We start from the raw sequence: 15,952 nt of genomic DNA, 5'->3' as shown, positions 1-15,952 counted from the left end.
GGGTTGAGCGCTACCGGGCTATTGCCTTGGTAGCGCTCAACTCGACGGTGTAAATAGGAAAGGGACTCGAAAGGTTCTTTCCGTGGGCTTTAGAGCGAGAATTTGGCGTTGATGGCAGCAATGCCAGCATCAGCCTGGGCGTTGGTAAGGCTCCAGGCGCCCTGGCTGCCCGAGGTGATGCCGTTCAGCACAGAATCGGCCCAGGCAGTGTCGGCGCCCGCCTTGGTGCAGAAGCGCAGGGAGTAGATGAAGCCAATGCCTTCGGCCAGCGCGTGCGCTTTGGCGTCGAGGGTGGCGTGCGATTTCCAGCTGGTCAGGTAAGACACGGCCGATTTGGCAATGGTTTTTTCCAGTTCGGTGCGGATAATATCGGCCTGCGCTTTAAGCGTGGCGTCGTCGCCATTCACAATGGCTGCGCGGCCTTTCAGGAAAGCCAGGTACACACCGGGCGATGCCGGGCCATTTTTCTCGTTGAGGTAGCCGGCCAGAAACCGCTCGCGAGGCGTGATGGCGATGTCCGTCACCATTGTGGCATTGGAAGTCATGTAGCCATAGGCCATGTCCCAGATGTGCTCACGCTCCGTGTAGGTTTTACCAGCCACTACTTTGCTGTTGTCGGCAGCCAGCGAAGCGGGCGTCAGCAGCACGTTGTTAATCTGGTCGAGCAGCAGGGCGCCCAGCAGGCCCTTTTGAATAATCTGGTTCACCTCGAAACCCTTGCCATCGACAAGGTAGCGGCCCAGGCGGCCGGCATTGCCGGGAGTAGCTACCTGGTTTACCGACTGGCTGGCCAGGGCCAATTCTGCCAGTTTGGTATCCATGTAGGACCGAACCTGGTTGGCGTTGGCTTCGGAGAACGAAGCGGCCGTTTTATCGCGCAGCTGTACGCCGGCGCTGGCTGCAGTGTTCAGGGCAGTCGCGGAGAACGGTGCATTGGCACCGGTGTAGAAGTTGCGCAGCCGAGCTAACTCCAGAGTGGCAGGCGTGGCGGGAGCCGCTACGGCTACCGTGGCCATGTAGGAGTTAAACTCACTAAACATGTCGAGCCGCACCGCTGCCGTACCCAAGTCCACGGTCGAAGTCCCGTTAGCATCCTTAAACGAAGTGGTGTAAGGAGTAGTACCCGTGAGGGCAGTATAGTCCATTTTGGCACGTAGCGTGGGAGCTGAAGGGGTTACGGTGTCGTCTTTACTGCAGGAAGCCAGGCCTAGTGTAACAGCAAAAAGCGCGAGGGAGGAGGTACGGCTGAAGATGGTCATAAAAGGAGTTAAGTAGAATCGGGCAGGCAGTTAGTAGGTGGGGTTACAACTGGCCTTGTTTAGAATCGTTCTAAACTTTGACAAAAGTAGGGGCTATTTAGAATCGTTCCAAATAGAAAAGCTAACTCTTCTATACTCCTCCCTGTTTTGCAGAAACCTATTTCTGCTTATTACACCTCAACTGCTTGAATTAAATCATCTTGCACGAGCGCTATCAATTCAAAAACTTTGGCCAGCAACTTGTAGGAGCGCAGTTGGTCTTCGAAGTTGGCCGTAATCGTAACGGCCGTCACCTCGTCCACGCCGTAGTCGGCAGCCAGTTGAGTGAGTTGTTGGTGCACTTGCTCGGGCGTGCCGCTCACTACGCGGCCCTGGTTTTGAGCGATGTGAAACTGGTCTTCGGCCGAGAAGCAGTAGCTGCGTACCTCTTCGGTGGTGGGGAAAGTGCCGCGCTCGCCTTTGCCAAAGCGCAGCAGCATGAGGTCCATGGCGGCGCGAAGGCCCTGGGCTTTTTCTTGGGTTTCGGCACAGAGCACAAACACGGCCATGTTGGCCAGCGGCGCCGCCAGCTCGGCTGAGGGGCGGAACCGCTCGAGGTAGGTGCGCACCGCCTGTGGGCCACTGTTGCCGTTGATAAACTGGGCGAAGGAAAATGCCATGCCCAGGTGAGCGGCAAACAGCCCGCTCTGCCCGCTGGAGCTCAGCAGCCACAGCCCGGGCACGGTGGCGCCTGCGGAATGGCCATCACCCGCTCGTGAATGGTTTCGGGCACCCGGTCGTCTCGCAGGTAGGCTTGCAGGTCCATGAGCTGCTCCACAAAATCCTGCTCGCTGAAGGTGTTGCTGGGGTTGAGGGTGTGGGCTGTGAGACGGTCGCCGCCGGGAGCCCGGCCCATGCCCAGGTCGATGCGGCCGGGAAACAGGCTTTCGAGCATGCGGAAGTTCTCGGCCACTTTCAGGGCGCTGTAGTGGGGCAGCATCACGCCGCCCGAGCCCAGGCGGATGTGTTGGGTTTGGCTGCCGAGGTAGGCAATATGCACCTCGGGCGTGGAGCCGGCCAGTGTGTTGGTGTAGTGGTGCTCCGATACCCAGAAGCGGGAATAGCCAAGGCGGTCGGCCAGCTGGGCAACCTCTACGGTTTAGAGAAGGGCGTGCCGGGCGGTAGCCACCGGACGAATGGGGGACTGGTCGAGCACGTTGAGGCGAAGCTTGGGGAAGGCGTCATCGTTGGGAAAGGAAATTGGGTTTCACAACCGTTTACTCGCTCTTCCGGTTTGAAGCGATAACCGTCGGCGGCCACATTGCCGTTGAACGAACAATTGCCGCATTGGCTGTTAAGCACCCAACTATTCACCTCACTTCCCTTCATGAGCGACCAAAACAACGTCACCATTCCAATAGCCGACGGCACCGAAATGCGCGCCTACTCGGCCTTCCCCAACAGCACAGGCCCCGTACCGGGCATCATTCTGCTACAAGAGGCCTTTGGCGTCAACCATCACATTCGCAGCGTGGCCGACCGGCTGGCCGAGGCGGGCTACGCCGTTATTGCCCCCGAGCTGTATCACCGCACCGCCGCCCCGGGCCTAGAGGTGCCGTACTCCGACTTCGGCAGCGCCCTGCCGCACTACAACGCCCTTAACCCCCAGGACCTGACGGCCGACCTGCAAGCTGCGCACGTCTGGCTGCAATCGCAGGCCTTAATACTCCCAGATAAAATTGGCAGCATTGGCTTCTGCGTGGGCGGCCGGGTGTCGTTTCTGGCCAATGCTGTGCTGCCGCTCGCCGCGGCAGTTTCGTACTACGGCGGTGGCACGCATCTGCTGAAAGACCGGGCCCAGGACCTGCACGCACCGCACCTCTTCTTCTGGGGCGGGCTGGATGCGCACATCAGCAAGGAGCACATTGCCGAAGTGACGGACGCGGTAGAAGCCGCGGGCAAGCCATTCATAAACACCGTGATTTCCTACGCCGACCACGGCTTTCATTGCGACGAACGGCCGACCTACCATTCAGAAGCAGCCGCGGAGGCCTGGGGAATGACGCTGGCTTTCTTTAAGGAGAAGCTGGGATAAGGAATTGTCATGTGTGGCTCGGGTTTCGCAACCTTGTGCGGGGAACCTCCCCCCGGCCCCTCTCCAAAAGAGAGGGGCCGGGGGGAGGTTCCCCGCACAAGGCTCCTTTCATCACACCGTAGCTGCTTGCGGCTCTACCTGCCGCCCCAGCCACTGCGCCATGCTGCTGGCCAGCACTATCTGCAGAGCATGGTAAAGCATCAGCGGCAGCAAGATCAGACCAGTGGCTGCGCTGGCTGGAAACAGCAGGCTGGCCATCACACTGCCGTGCACCAGCGACTTTTTTGAGCCGCAGAATACCGCCACGATTTGGTCGGCACGGGGGAAGTTCAGCATCCGGCCCAAGGCCCAGACGAGGATAACCACTAATAAGTACAGGCCCACCATGCCCGCGCCCAGCTTGAAAACGTCGGCCGGGCGGTAGCTACTGAAGATGCCTTCCGCGAAGGAGTCGCAAAAAGCCGTGAAGACGATAAGCAAAATCGTGACCTGGTCGAAGGTTCGCAGTGTGGACTTGTGCTGGTCGGCAAAGGCGTTGAAGCGAGAATTGAGCAGTACCCCCGCCCCTACCGGCAGCACCACCTGCCACAGCAGCTGCACCGCGAGGCCCCACAGCTGGCTGCTATCGGCGCTGAGATGGAGGAACAGACTAGCCAGCAAGGGCGTGAGCAGGATACCCAGCAAGCTGGAAATGCTGGCGTTGAAAATGGCCGCCGGCATATTGCCCCCAGCAATGCTCACCATCACCACCGACGTGGAAACCGTGCTTGGCAAGGCGCACAGAAAGAAGATGCTCTGCCAGAGCAGTTCGCCCTTTTCGGCGCCGAAGAAAGGCCGCGCCAGTAGCGCCAGCGCCGGAAACAGAACAAAAGTGGTGGCTTGCACCAGCAGGTGCAGCTTCCAGTTGCGCATGCCCGCCTGCAGCTTTGCCAGGCTAAGCTTGAGTCCGTAAAAGAAAAACACCAGGGCTACCCCTATGGTCGTTATCAGCTTCCACGGCACGGGGCTGGCCTTGCTGCCCAGGCCCGGCTGGAAGTACGCCAGCACCACCACGCCAATGAGGCCGAGCAGAAACCAATCGAGCCCGGCCCGGGCCAGGAGCGCAGCAAAACGGTTGGAGGCTGGTGCGGGGGTAATGGGTTGAATCATGCATCAAAATACGCCAACAGCCGTCCTACGGTGGCGTTTCAGCTGCATAAATAAAAAGCGCCAGGCTCGGCGAGCCTGGCGCTGTGGGTATTTTGTGGGTGGTGCAGCCGGTCCGCGGAGTCGATTTAACACCGCATGACGTGACTGGGCAACTGCTTCGCTTACTGGTCGCTGCCGCCGCCCAGGCCGGGGGGCGGGGTGCCTTGCACGCCCTGTACGTTGGGCACGCCCATTTTCTCTTCGCGCTTGCGCTGGTATTTATTGAATTGCGCGGGCGTCAGCACATCCTTAATGGCCGAAAGGCGCGAGCTGCTCACGCTTTCGACGATGCCGGCCAGCTTGCGCGGGTCGGTGCGGTAGCGAGAGCGGGCTGTCTCTACATTATCAATGGCGCGCCGGTTGATGGCGCGGACCTTCTCCGTTTGCTGGGGGTTCAGGGCCAGATTTTTTTGCATGTTGGCCGTCAGCGCGTTTGCCTTGGCGTCAATTTCGGCATCGGAAGGGCCGGCTACCTCAGGTGCAGCTTCGGGCGCCTGGGTGGTTTTGGTTTTCACGCTGGGCTGGCCCGCCGGCTTCACCTTGGTTTTTACGGTGGCCGCGGTTGGGGCTTGCGCCAGCACGGCAGGCGTAGCGGCCAGCACCAGCAACGACGAGAGCAGCAACAGTTTCATACGAAGAGGCATTGAATTCAAATACACAGAAAAAGGAAGGCAGAAAGGCCGGGTAAATATCGGGCTAAATCCCCGGCCGCTACGGGCCCAACGTGGCTAGAACCACGTTTCGTGCCAGAGCGTGGCGAAAAAACATCCTGCTAATCTCCGCACTGCAACCTTTCGGCCCGTTTTGGCATACAACCAACTATGAAACACGACAAACGCACCAACAAGAACTGGCTGCTGGCCGCCGGCCTGGGCGCCGCCGCCATGGCCGCCACCCTCTGGGGCAACCGCCGCGGCTCCTACGATTTGAGCGGCCGCGTCGTGCTCATCACCGGCGGCTCGCGCGGACTGGGCCTCGTGCTGGCCCGACAGGCGGTATCCGAGGGTGCCCGCGTAGCCATTTGTGCCCGCGATGAAGCCGAGCTGGCCCGCGCCCGCCAAGACCTGCTCATGGCTGGCGGCGCCGAAGGCGACGTGCTCACCCTGGCCCACGACATCACCAACGAAACCGAAGTGCGCACCATGGTGGCCGAGGTCGAAAAGCGCTTTGGCGCGGTCGATGTGCTCATCAACAACGCCGGCATCATCGTGGGTGGCCCCCTCGACAACATGGACTTGCGCGATTACGAGGATTCCATGGCCATTCACTTCTGGGCGCCCTTGCATGCCATGCAGGCCGTGCTGCCCGCCATGCGCCGCCGCGGCGAGGGGCGCATTGTCAATATTTCGTCGCTGGGCGGCAAGGTGGCCATGCCCCACATGACGCCTTACAGCGCCAGCAAATTTGCCTTGGTGGGCCTCTCCGAAGGTTTCCGGGCCGAAATGCGGCAGCACGGCATCAGCGTAACCACGGTGTGCCCCGGCCTGATGCGCACCGGCAGCCCCGGCCACGCCCTGGTAAAGGGCCAGCAAAAAAAGGAGTTTGCTTGGTTCAGCATTGCCGACTCCCTGCCCGGCCTCACCATGAGCGCCGAACAGGCCTCCCGCCAAATCTGGAACGCCTGCCGCCGCGGCGATGGCGAAGTCATCCTCTCCCTCCCGGCCAAGCTGCTGTCGGCCTTCCACGGCCTGCTGCCCGGCACCACCACCGACATCCTGAGCTGGCTCAACCGCGCCCTGCCCGCCACCGGCGAAAGCCCAGCTGCCAACGTGCGACGCAAAGGCTACGAAAGCGAAAGCGCGTTGAGCAAATCTCCCCTTACTGCCCTAAACCGCAAGGCCGCTGTGAAAAACAACGAGGTGTAAAGCCAGCTGAAGGCAATAAAAAGAGCCCGCGTTAATGAGCAGCTACTGAACTGCCCGTTAACGCGGGCTCTTTTTATTGCCTTTAAATTTAACTTACTACAACGTACCCCGACGCTTGCTAACGGTGCGGGTGCCGGATAGCTTGGCTTTGCCCCGGCTGTGAGAGCTAAACAAGCCGCCGCGCCCAAATAGCCCATGATGACCGTAGCGCTTGTAAACGGGCCGGTGATTGCCCGGCATTATTTTGTCATTTGGCGAGCTGGCAGCACTCGCCGGAGCGGCTTCGGCGGTGGCAAAAACACCTAACAGAGAAGCGGACAATAGCAGGATACGGAGCATATAGAAGGCTGGGAAATTGGTGGCAGGTTTTAGAAATTGTGTCGCTTTCAAAAAGCGAACCAACTACGTGCTCCTAAACCGGCTTAGTATTCCAAATATTGCCTAGACACTCATAAATCACCTTCTTTTTACGTTTATTTAATAAATAAACTAATATTAAGTTTTACTATATAAAACCTGTTAAGCATCTAATTGCAAACCCATTATCCAATTAAATATTCCGTCATTATTTCACACCAAGTACTTCGAAAAACTTTTAAAGTAATTTTTTTACTACAATAAATTTTTTTAGAAAATCCTCCTGGTGCTATTGATAGGCTTTGGCGCTTGTGCGGGAGGCGCTACCATTCGGTTATAACTCCGGCGCCGGCTGGCACTTTGGGCACGTGTAAGTAGCTCGCCCGCCTACATAGTATTTATCAATTTTCACCTTGGAGTGGCGCGGGCAAAAGGTATGCGCATCGTCGCTGCTGGCGGTAGCCGAGGTGTCCCACTCGCGGGCGTGGATGAGGAAAGAAGCCGGAAAATGCCGGTAGGTGGCTTCCTGACTGATGGCCGTGGCAAGCACCAATTGCACGGCCTCATGCAGGGCTCGTCCTTCTTTCTCGGTGAGAGAAGTACCCAGGCGCTCGGGATGGATTTTGGCCTGAAACAGCACCTCGTCTACTATCCAGTTGCCGAGGCCGGCGGTGATGCTTTGGTCGAGCAGCAGCGGCTTGAGCAGCGTTTTGCGACGGGCGAGTTTCTGGTGCAGCTCGGTGGCGGTGATGTCAAGGGCATCAGGGCCAATTTTCTTGGCTTTCTGGTGGGCGGCGGCGCTATCGGCGAGGCGAATGCGGCCGAATTTGCGCGGGTCGATGAAGGCCAAGCATAGGCCGGAATCAGCGAGGCGCAGGGCCACACGGGTGAAGCGCGGGGCGTCGGGCTCGTCGCGATATGCGCCAATGTCGCCCGTCATGCCAAAATGGAGGACCAGCACAGTGCCATTGTCCAGCTCTAGGAAGCAGTTTTTTCCCAGGCGCGAGGTGCCCGTGATGGTGCGGCCCACCAGGCCGGCGCGGAGTTGGTCCTCGGGCGTGGCCAGCACGTGGGCATCGTTTACCTGCACGGCGGCGATGGTTTGGCCCACGGCCAGTTCATTAATAAAACGGCGATAGGTCTCGACTTCGGGTAATTCGGGCACGGAAGGATGGATGGGTCGGAAAGGAAAACGGAACGGTCATGAAGAGTGCAAGGAACCGAAGGTTGGCAGAGCCAATCAGTACGCCCTGGTAAACCTCTCTCCTGCGCTTTTCATAATGTTCAAACCAACAGCACAAACCCGCATCAGGTTGCAAAACCTTTCTTACAAATCTCCGCGCAGGCTGCCTTCCAGCACCACCACGCCCGTGCCGCCAATCTGCACCGTATCAATGGCCTCGGGCGGGCCGCTCACGCGCACTTGCACGGTGCCGGCCCGGCCCATGTCGTGGCCCTGCTCGGCGATAAAATCAGGCGATTTGAGGTAGCCGTGGTGCCACAGATACGCCGCCATGCCTCCTGTGGCCGAACCCGTGACGGAATCTTCCGAGATGTCGGGCGGAGTGCCGAAGTGGCGGGCAAAGGTGTCGCCAGTTGCGGTGGCGCCGCCCAGGCAAAAAAGATGAGGGCTAAAGAAGTCGCTTTCGGCACGGTAGCGGCCCAGGCCCGCGGCATCGGCCACGTGGGCACGGCGCAGGGCGGCATGGTCGCGCAGCAGTATCATGAGCTGGGGAGTGCCCGTGCTCACAGTTTGAATGGGTGCGCCGGGCAGTAGGTCGTCGGGCGTGAGGCCGAAGAGGGGCAGCACGACCTCAGGCGCATGCACAGCTCCGAACACGGGCCGGCGCTGGGTCATCCAAATCAGCGGGGGCGCCCCGTCTTCTCCGGCCAGCACATCGACCCGAATCGGGCCGTGGAGCAAATGGAGGGTTAAAACCAGCGAACCACCATCAATGGGCAGGGTGACCCGGCTGGCGTGCAGCAACGCCGATACGGTGGCAATGGTGGGATGGCCGGCCAGGGGGATTTCCTCAGCTGGCGTAAAAAAACGAACGGTAAACTCCGTGCTGCCGGGGGGCGTGTGGTCGACAAATGCCGTTTCCGACTGATTGAACTCCCGGGCCAGCCGCTGACGGGTGTCGGGGGTTAACGTCTCGGCATCAAGCACCACGGCACAGGGGTTGCCGCTTAGCGGCTGCGTAGTGAAGGCATCAACAAGTAGAAACGGCAGCTGGGGCATGAGGCGCAGAGTAAACGTAAACCAGGGATGAAGCCACGAAGGAACAACGAGCAAGCTTTGGAAAAGCATCAATAATTAAAAATGCCCACCTGATGATTCAGACGGGCATTTTTAACTTCTCTTTTTTTAACTATTAAGTCCCTTAAGAAGGGTCGTGCAGCTTAGCTACGCGCTGCCCCTCCTTATCGTATACATCGCCGCGGGCGGTGATGAAGAGGCGGCGCTGCCGGCCATCGGTGAGCACATAGGGGAAGGTACCGCTGGTAGTGCGGGAGATTTTGCCCACCACTTCGGCGTTATCCTCATTGTCTACGCGCACCACTTTCAGGGCGTTGGTGAGGTAGTAGCGCTGGCTGGGGTCGTTGCGGAAGGTGAGTTGGCCCACGAGGCGCACGGCACCGGCCGTGCTCTGGCTGCTGGCAATGAGGTCCTCATCGTCTTCGCGAACCTGAGCTGTGGGAAAGCGTCGCTCCAGTTGGGTATTCGCCGACTGCTGAGAGCGCGCTGCCACTACCGCCGGGGCAGCCGAAGGAGCCGCGGCGCGGGCACTGGCCACAATCTGGCCGTTGGCCCGCTGCCAGCCCTGGCTGATGGCGGCAAGGCGGGGCGTGCGGCCAGGATGCGTGGCCGAACCCTGGTCGTCGGAGACGGTGGCCATGGCGGCCTGCGACTGGGCCAAGCTGGCGCCCAGTTTGCGGAGCACGAAGCCCGAAAACTCATCGGCTTCGAGTTCATCGGCGGGCTGCGAGCCACCGGCGCGCAGGGTGTGGCCGTTGAGGTGGTGGCCCATCTCGTGGGCCAGGATGCTGATGCCGGCCCAGTCGGTATGTCCGGCTCGGTTCACGGCGTTCAGAAAGTCGGGATTATAAAGCAGGAAGCGCTTGCCGTTGTACACCACTGCGGCGGCGTTGTCGATTTCGCGGGTGGCGCGCAGCTCAAATCGCGCTTTGAGGCCCACAGCATCGGTGATTTCGCGAATCACGTCGGTAGGGGCCGGCGCATTTTGGGCCTGGGCCGGAGAGGAAAAAGCTAATGGAAGCGCCAACAACAGCGGAGCGGTTAGGCGGCTAATAAAACGAGTGAGGAAAGTCATAGCTGAAGAGGCGAAGGTGAATGACTAGTAATCGAACTATGGCAAGCGCAATGCCAGATATTTTCCTTGGAAAGCAGTCCCAAAACTGGTGTTCTTAACAGGACTATTAGGCAGGCTAGCAAGCACTTTGGTGACATTCCGGCAGCGGCACTGCTAAGCAACGGGCTTGCCTTGTTTTCATTGTAAATCGGCCCAAAAAAGCCGCATTCTACAAAGCTTTGCTTGCTGGTTTAATAACGATTTTCAGATGCTTGCAGTTCATTTACCAAGAGTCGCGTCGGGCCCGAAACGGTTGCGTTAACCAGCAGCTCGGCAGGGCGGGGTAGCTTTGCTCCAGTAGCGGCCCCGGCTCTTCCCCGGCTGCCTTCATACCAATGAACCAAGCCCACCTGCACCTTCTTGTCAACCACGTGCCGATTTTGGGCAGCCTCTTTGCGGCGGTGCTGCTGGGCGTTGGCCTGCTTAGGAAGGATGACACGCTCACCCGCGCCGGGCTGGTGGCAGTGCTGGCCGCGGGCGTGCTGTGCCTGCCGGCCCAGCTCACGGGCGAAGGAGCAGAAGCTGTGGTTCGGGACCTGCCCCGGGTAAGCCGAGCCCTGATTCAGACCCACGAAACGGCGGCGGAACTGGGCTTCTGGGTGCTGGAAGGCGCGGCAGCCCTGGCACTGTTTTCGCTGCTACTGCTGAAAAATGCCTCGTCGAGAGCCCGGCTGCTGGCCATGTTAACGTTGCTTGCTACGGTGCTCAGCTTTGGGCTGCTAGCGCGGGCCGGCAACCTCGGCGGACAAATTATGCACACCGAAATTCGCGAGGGTTTTGGCACGCCCGATGAGTTGTAAGTTATGTAAGCTAGCCTGAGGCAGTTTACGCACCCTTAACCACTGATAAATGGCCTTTCCTTTCTTTGGCGACGAAAAATCAACCGTGGCGCGCCTGCTGGCTACCCTGCCCCAGACCGGCCGCGTGGAATGGATTGGCCAGCGGCCGGTACGCCGCGAGCCGCTGGTGTCGGTGCAGGAGGCGGAGCTGAAAACCGATTCGCACATGCTCGGCGACCATGCCCGCCCGAAGTCGGGCGGCAAGCGCCAGCTCACCCTCATTCAGCACGAGTCCATGGCCTCGGTGGCCCGCTTTCTGGGGCTGGATGCACCCATTGAGCCCGGCCGCTTGCGCCGCAACCTGACGGTGAGCGGCCTGAACCTGCTGGCCCTCAAGAACCGCCAAGTCCGCATCGGAGATGAAGTAATTCTTAACATTACCGGCGAGTGCCATCCCTGCTCCCGCATGGAAGAAGAGCTGGGCCCCGGCGGCTACAATGCCATGCGGGGCTACGGCGGCCTCACGGCACACATTGCTCAGGGCGGCATCATCCGGGTAGGCGACGTGGTGCGGGTGGTCAGCTCCACCCTTCCTTAAGGCGAATAAATGGCGCCCACTCACACATTCAGCTCACATTTTAGCGGCAGCTGGATAGCTGTTGGTCTGTAAAATTCGTACTTGCAGCTATGGTCATTGCCTATATATCAACAGCTTTGTTTTAATTCTTTTCTTAATCCTTTCCCTTCTAACTATGTTCACACACCTACTTTCGCGGCAGTCCTCTGGCCGACTGTTTCGTCGATTACTAAGTACAGTGCTAGGCACAGTATGGCTTCTGAGCAGTATTGCGTCGCAGGCTCAAAATACCGTGTGGTGCCTAGGCACGGCCAGCAAGACGATTCCTGTTGGCAACGCCTTTTTTCCGCAGGGCGCAGCAGCAGGCACCCAGGGCATTGTCCCCTTCAACCCCACGCGTAGCAATTCCCCGCAGGGCCTAGCAGTGCCCATCAGCGGGCTGAGCGCCGGGCAACGCCTGGTGGGAATGGACTACCGCCCCAACACCGGGCAGTTATTTGCGCTGGGCTATAATGCAGCGGCCACTACCAGCAACGCCCGTCTATATGTGTTGAACCCCGTAACGGGGGTCGCAACTCCCGTGGGGGCGGCTAACATCACCTTAGCCCTGGGCGCTGCTACCGAGCACATCGGCTTCGATTTTAACCCCACCGTGGACCGCATTCGGGTGGTGAGTACCAACGATGCCAACTACCGCCTCAACCCCGTCGATGGCAGCATTACTGCTACCGATGGCATGTTGGCCTACGCTACGGGCACCCCGGCCAATCCCGGCGTGGGCGCAGTTGCTTACACCAACTCCTTTATCGGCAGCACTACCACGACTCTTTATGCCATAGATGAGCTAAATAACGGCATTCTGGCAACTGTGGACCCGCCGAACGTGGGCACGCTCAACGCTGTGGGCACTATTTTGCTGCAGGGCTTTGGCATTGGCGATGCCATTGATTTCGACATAGATATTTTCCATAACGGAACCACCAACCTAGCGTATTTGCTGGAGCTGACATCAGCAAACGCAGACGGTCTTTCGGCCAGCAACCTCTACAAGCTGAACCTGAGTACCGGCGCAGCTACCGAGCGGATAAACCTGATACCGCGCTTCGAGGATGCACCGTTCAACATCACCGACATTGCCTTCCCCATTGCTGCACCCATCTGCAATGGCCCAACCAACCCGGTTGCGAGCAGCGTGACGGGCAACTCGGCCACGGTAGCCTTCACGGGCAGCAGCTCGGCCACAAGCTACACAGTCACGACTTCGCCGGCCACCACCACCCAGACCCTAAAGGCTGACGCTACATCGGTCAACTTAGTGGGCCTAAGTCCCAACACTACCTATACTGTGAGCATTGTGAGTAACTGTTTCAGCGGATTGCTCACCTCTGACCCAACTACGGTGTCGTTTACCACCACGGCGCCGGCACCGTGCGATGCCCCCACTAACGTAGCCGCCAATAGCGTCACCAGCAACTCGGCTTCGGTAAGCTTCACGGCTAGTAGTTCGGCCACCGACTACACCGTGACCGTGACCCCCGCCGGTGGCACAGCCACCACCCAAACGGCCACCAACTCGCCGGTAGCCCTTTCGGGTCTGACGCCTGGCACGGCCTACACAGTGAGCATCGTGAGCAACTGCAGCGGCGGGGCTACGTCGGCGGATGCCACTACCAGCTTCACCACCACGGCCGCGCCCAACCCCGTGCCGACCATCAGCAGCCTGTTGCCTAACTCGGCTATGGCTGGCGACCCTGGCTTTACCCTTACCGTGAACGGCACCGGCTTTGTGAGCGGTTCGTCGGTGAGTTTCAACGGCACGGTCCGTACCACCACCTTCGTATCGGCCACGCAGGTAACGGCCGCCATTCCGGCCGCCGACATTGCCACGGCCGGCTCCTACAACGTGACCGTGACCAACGTTGGCCCCGGTGGTGGCACCTCGGCCCCGGCCACGTTCACCGTGAACCCGGTGGTGGTGAACAACCCCGCTCCTGCCATCAGCAGCCTCTCGCCGGCAACGGTTACGGCCGGCGCCGCGGCCCAGACCCTGACCGTGAACGGCACCAATTTCCTGGCCTCGTCCACGGTTAGCTTCAACGGCACGACCCGTACCACCACATTTGTATCGGCTACCCAGCTGACTATTGCCCTGACCGCGGCCGACCAAGCCACGGCCGGTTCTTACAATGTAACCGTGACCAACCCCGCACCGGGCGGCGGAACTTCGGCCCCGGCCACGTTCACTGTAAATCCGGCACCAGTTGCCTGCCTTGCTCCTACGGGCCTCACATCCGGCAGCGTAACGAGCAACTCGGCTACCGTGAGCTTCACGGGCAGCAGCTCGGCCACAGCCTACACCGTGACCACCACACCCGCTACCACCACCCAGACCCTGACCGCCAGCGCCACCTCGGTGAGCTTCTCGGGCCTGATGGCGAGCACGACTTATACCGTAAGCATCGTGAGCAACTGCGCTGGGGGCGCCACCTCATCGGCCGCCACCGTCTCCTTCACTACTGCCGCCGCTCCGCTCACCGACTTGGTGGTGAGCAGCCCGCAGACCATTTCGGGCAGCTACAACAACGTGACGATTACAGGCTCGGGCATCGCTACCCTGGGTGGCATGCTCACAGTCAATGGCACTCTGCTGGTGCAGTCTGGTGGCGAACTGGTACAAGCCTGCCAAGTGCTCAACGGCCCGGGCAACTTTGTGCTGCAACCCGGTGCCAACCTCGCTATCTGCGACCCGGCCGGCATTGCTGCTACCGGAGCCGTGGGTGCGGTGCAAATGACGGGCAGCCGCTCGTTCAGCCCGGATGCCAACTACGCCTACAATGGCAATGCGGCGCAGGTAACCGGGCCGGGCTTGCCCAGCCGGGTTCTCAACCTGGGTGTCAGCAATGGCGCTGGCCTGAGCCTAAGCCAAGCCGTGGCTGTAACGCAGGTAGTGCGCCTGGAAAGCGGCAACCTTTCCACCGCAGGTCAGACGCTGACGCTGCTTTCCTCAGCTTCGGGTACGGCCCTCGTCGACAACCGTGGCGGCCTCGTAATTGGCACGGCCACCGTGCAGCGCTACATTGCCCCGAACCGCAACGGTGGGGTGGGCTACCGCCACTATTCTTCGCCCGTGGCCAACACCACCGTGGCCGACCTCACCGTGCCGGGCGTGTTTACGCCCGTCGTAAATCCGGCCTACAATACGGCTGGCGTCCCCAATAACGTGTCGCCGTTCCCCACCGTGTTTGGCTACGATGAATCCCGCGTGAACACCAGCGGCAGTGCTGGCTCAATTGACTTTGACAAGGGCTTCTTCTCGCCCAGCAACACCACTGACCCCATGGAAGTAACCCGTGGCTACACGGTCAACATCCCGGCCCAGGCCAACGTGGACTTTGTGGGTACGCTTAACAACGGCCCCATTGCGGCCAGCAACCTCACGCGCGGCCCACAGGCTGAAAGCGGCTGGCACCTGCGCGGCAACCCTTATCCCTCGCCCCTCAACTGGAACCTGGTTGGCAAGACCAGCGTGGAAAATGCCCTCTACGTGTTCAAGAGCACGGGCCAATACACTGGCACTTACGCCAGCTACATCAATTTCCTGGGGGTAAACGGCGGTAGCAATATCCTGCCGGTCGCTCAAGGCTTCTTTGTACGGGCAACTGCTGGCCAAACCGGCAGCCTGTCCTTTAGCAACGCCGCTCGCGTGAATACCCCCGATGCCACGCCCTTTGAGCGGGGAACGGCAGACGCACGGCCGCAGCTGACGCTCTCGCTGGCCGGGGCCAACGGCCGCACCCAAGCTTTGGCTTACTTCGAGCAAGGGGCCACGGCCGGCTTCGACGCCGCCTTCGACGCCCACGCCCTGCCCGCCCCCAACGGCCTGACCCTGGCCTTTGAAACGGCCGCCGCCGAGCCCTTGGCTATTGCCGCCGGGCCTGTCCTGACCGGCGCCGACGTCGAGTTGCCCCTGCAGGTGAGCGCCCGTGCCGCCGGCACTTACACCCTGGCCGTAGACCAGGTGCGCAACCTGCCCGCCGGCTACCGGGCCTACCTGCGCGACGCGCTGGCCGGGACCTACACCGACCTGGCCGCCGCGCCCGCCCTGAGCCTGACGCTGGCCGCCAACGCCCCGGCCGGCGGCCGCTACGCCCTGCTCTTCTCCCCCCAGGCCCGCGTGCTGGCCACCGCCCCGGCCGCGCTCGCCCGCCTGGCCAGCCTCTACCCCAACCCGGCCCGCGGCGCCGCCACCCTGCTGCTGCCCGCCGCCCTGCGCGGCACCCAGGCCACGGCCGTGACCGTGGTCGATAACCTGGGCCGCGTGGTGCTGGCCCGCACCCTGGCTGCCGGCGCGGCCGAGGCGCTCGAGCTGCCCCTGGCCGGCCTGGCCCCCGGCGTCTACGCCGTGCTCGCCCGCACCGCCCACGGGCTCGTCGCCAAACGACTCGTTGTCGAGTAACCCCTGGCAATGGAAGCCTGTGC

13 protein-coding genes are annotated in these 15,952 nt (G+C 60.7%); 5 read left to right on the top strand and 8 right to left on the bottom strand.

Annotation, left to right across the window (positions count from 1 at the left end; all coding sequences use genetic code 11):
* Positions 1–89 precede the first annotated feature (89 nt).
* The 3 genes from ACP7AJ_RS18460 to ACP7AJ_RS18450 all read right to left on the bottom strand — a co-directional run bounded on the left by ACP7AJ_RS18460 (position 90) and on the right by ACP7AJ_RS18450 (position 2,379).
* On the bottom strand, positions 90–1,259 hold the full coding sequence (locus ACP7AJ_RS18460; protein ID WP_426061674.1) for a DUF4856 domain-containing protein: 1,170 nt from the start codon (positions 1,257–1,259) through the stop codon (positions 90–92).
* A gap of 170 nt (positions 1,260–1,429) precedes the next feature.
* The gene (locus tag ACP7AJ_RS18455; protein ID WP_426061673.1) at positions 1,430–1,981 is read right to left on the bottom strand and encodes a hypothetical protein; all 552 of its coding nucleotides are present in this window, start codon (positions 1,979–1,981) and stop codon (positions 1,430–1,432) included.
* On the bottom strand, positions 1,960–2,379 hold the full coding sequence (locus ACP7AJ_RS18450) for an MsnO8 family LLM class oxidoreductase (RefSeq protein WP_426061762.1): 420 nt from the start codon (positions 2,377–2,379) through the stop codon (positions 1,960–1,962). Before ACP7AJ_RS18450 ends, ACP7AJ_RS18455 begins: the two co-directional genes overlap by 22 nt.
* 246 nt (positions 2,380–2,625) lie before the next feature.
* Here ACP7AJ_RS18450 and ACP7AJ_RS18445 point away from each other — a divergent pair, with 246 nt between their 5' ends.
* Positions 2,626–3,333 carry a dienelactone hydrolase family protein gene (locus tag ACP7AJ_RS18445; protein WP_426061672.1) on the top strand — a complete coding sequence of 236 codons (708 nt, stop codon included), beginning with the start codon at positions 2,626–2,628 and terminating at the stop codon, positions 3,331–3,333.
* 111 nt (positions 3,334–3,444) lie between these two features.
* Here the strand turns inward: ACP7AJ_RS18445 and ACP7AJ_RS18440 are convergent, their stop codons facing one another.
* Positions 3,445–4,482, bottom strand: a complete 1,038-nt coding sequence (locus ACP7AJ_RS18440; RefSeq protein ID WP_426061671.1) for a bile acid:sodium symporter family protein — start codon at positions 4,480–4,482, stop codon at positions 3,445–3,447.
* A gap of 161 nt (positions 4,483–4,643) precedes the next feature.
* Positions 4,644–5,153 (bottom strand): hypothetical protein, encoded by a 510-nt coding sequence (locus ACP7AJ_RS18435; RefSeq protein ID WP_426061670.1) that lies wholly within the window; start codon positions 5,151–5,153, stop codon positions 4,644–4,646.
* Between the two features lie 189 nt (positions 5,154–5,342).
* Between ACP7AJ_RS18435 and ACP7AJ_RS18430 the strand changes: the two genes are divergently transcribed.
* Entirely contained in the window at positions 5,343–6,386 is a 1,044-nt protein-coding gene (locus tag ACP7AJ_RS18430) for an SDR family NAD(P)-dependent oxidoreductase (RefSeq protein WP_426061669.1), read from the top strand.
* A 691-nt stretch (positions 6,387–7,077) separates the two neighbouring features.
* Here the strand turns inward: ACP7AJ_RS18430 and mutM are convergent.
* The 3 genes from mutM to ACP7AJ_RS18415 all read right to left on the bottom strand — a co-directional run bounded on the left by mutM (position 7,078) and on the right by ACP7AJ_RS18415 (position 10,078).
* Positions 7,078–7,908, bottom strand: coding sequence for a DNA-formamidopyrimidine glycosylase (gene mutM, locus ACP7AJ_RS18425; protein ID WP_426061668.1), 831 nt, complete (start codon positions 7,906–7,908; stop codon positions 7,078–7,080).
* Positions 7,909–8,070: 162 nt separating this feature from the next.
* Positions 8,071–8,985 (bottom strand): PhzF family phenazine biosynthesis protein, encoded by a 915-nt coding sequence (locus tag ACP7AJ_RS18420; protein ID WP_426061667.1) that lies wholly within the window; start codon positions 8,983–8,985, stop codon positions 8,071–8,073.
* A 142-nt stretch (positions 8,986–9,127) separates the two neighbouring features.
* Positions 9,128–10,078 (bottom strand): membrane-binding protein, encoded by a 951-nt coding sequence (locus tag ACP7AJ_RS18415; protein WP_426061666.1) that lies wholly within the window; start codon positions 10,076–10,078, stop codon positions 9,128–9,130.
* A 374-nt stretch (positions 10,079–10,452) separates the two neighbouring features.
* Between ACP7AJ_RS18415 and ACP7AJ_RS18410 the strand changes: the two genes are divergently transcribed.
* The 3 genes from ACP7AJ_RS18410 to ACP7AJ_RS18400 all read left to right on the top strand — a co-directional run bounded on the left by ACP7AJ_RS18410 (position 10,453) and on the right by ACP7AJ_RS18400 (position 15,929).
* A complete protein-coding gene (locus tag ACP7AJ_RS18410) occupies positions 10,453–10,917 on the top strand; it encodes a hypothetical protein (protein WP_426061665.1) in 465 nt (154 codons plus the stop codon).
* Positions 10,918–10,966: 49 nt separating this feature from the next.
* On the top strand, positions 10,967–11,494 hold the full coding sequence (locus tag ACP7AJ_RS18405) for an MOSC domain-containing protein (RefSeq protein ID WP_426061664.1): 528 nt from the start codon (positions 10,967–10,969) through the stop codon (positions 11,492–11,494).
* A 154-nt stretch (positions 11,495–11,648) separates the two neighbouring features.
* A complete protein-coding gene (locus tag ACP7AJ_RS18400) occupies positions 11,649–15,929 on the top strand; it encodes a DUF4394 domain-containing protein (RefSeq protein ID WP_426061663.1) in 4,281 nt (1,426 codons plus the stop codon).
* Positions 15,930–15,952: the final 23 nt, after the last annotated feature.

This window comes from Hymenobacter sp. B1770, from assembly GCF_049896385.1.
Taxonomy (GTDB): Bacteria; Bacteroidota; Bacteroidia; order Cytophagales; family Hymenobacteraceae; genus Hymenobacter.
This window is presented reverse-complemented; position numbering and strand designations above follow the sequence as displayed.

What these genes read in the sequence shown, in the direction of transcription:
- ACP7AJ_RS18420 (WP_426061667.1), bottom strand. Translation starts at nt 8,985, where the DNA reads ATGCCCCAGCTGCCGTTTCTACTTGTTGATGCCTTCACTACGCAGCCG.
- ACP7AJ_RS18435 (WP_426061670.1), bottom strand. Translation starts at nt 5,153, where the DNA reads ATGAAACTGTTGCTGCTCTCGTCGTTGCTGGTGCTGGCCGCTACGCCT.
- ACP7AJ_RS18415 (WP_426061666.1), bottom strand. Translation starts at nt 10,078, where the DNA reads ATGACTTTCCTCACTCGTTTTATTAGCCGCCTAACCGCTCCGCTGTTG.
- ACP7AJ_RS18405 (WP_426061664.1), top strand. Translation starts at nt 10,967, where the DNA reads ATGGCCTTTCCTTTCTTTGGCGACGAAAAATCAACCGTGGCGCGCCTG.
- ACP7AJ_RS18445 (WP_426061672.1), top strand. Translation starts at nt 2,626, where the DNA reads ATGAGCGACCAAAACAACGTCACCATTCCAATAGCCGACGGCACCGAA.
- ACP7AJ_RS18430 (WP_426061669.1), top strand. Translation starts at nt 5,343, where the DNA reads ATGAAACACGACAAACGCACCAACAAGAACTGGCTGCTGGCCGCCGGC.
- ACP7AJ_RS18440 (WP_426061671.1), bottom strand. Translation starts at nt 4,482, where the DNA reads ATGATTCAACCCATTACCCCCGCACCAGCCTCCAACCGTTTTGCTGCG.
- ACP7AJ_RS18400 (WP_426061663.1), top strand. Translation starts at nt 11,649, where the DNA reads ATGTTCACACACCTACTTTCGCGGCAGTCCTCTGGCCGACTGTTTCGT.
- ACP7AJ_RS18410 (WP_426061665.1), top strand. Translation starts at nt 10,453, where the DNA reads ATGAACCAAGCCCACCTGCACCTTCTTGTCAACCACGTGCCGATTTTG.
- ACP7AJ_RS18460 (WP_426061674.1), bottom strand. Translation starts at nt 1,259, where the DNA reads ATGACCATCTTCAGCCGTACCTCCTCCCTCGCGCTTTTTGCTGTTACA.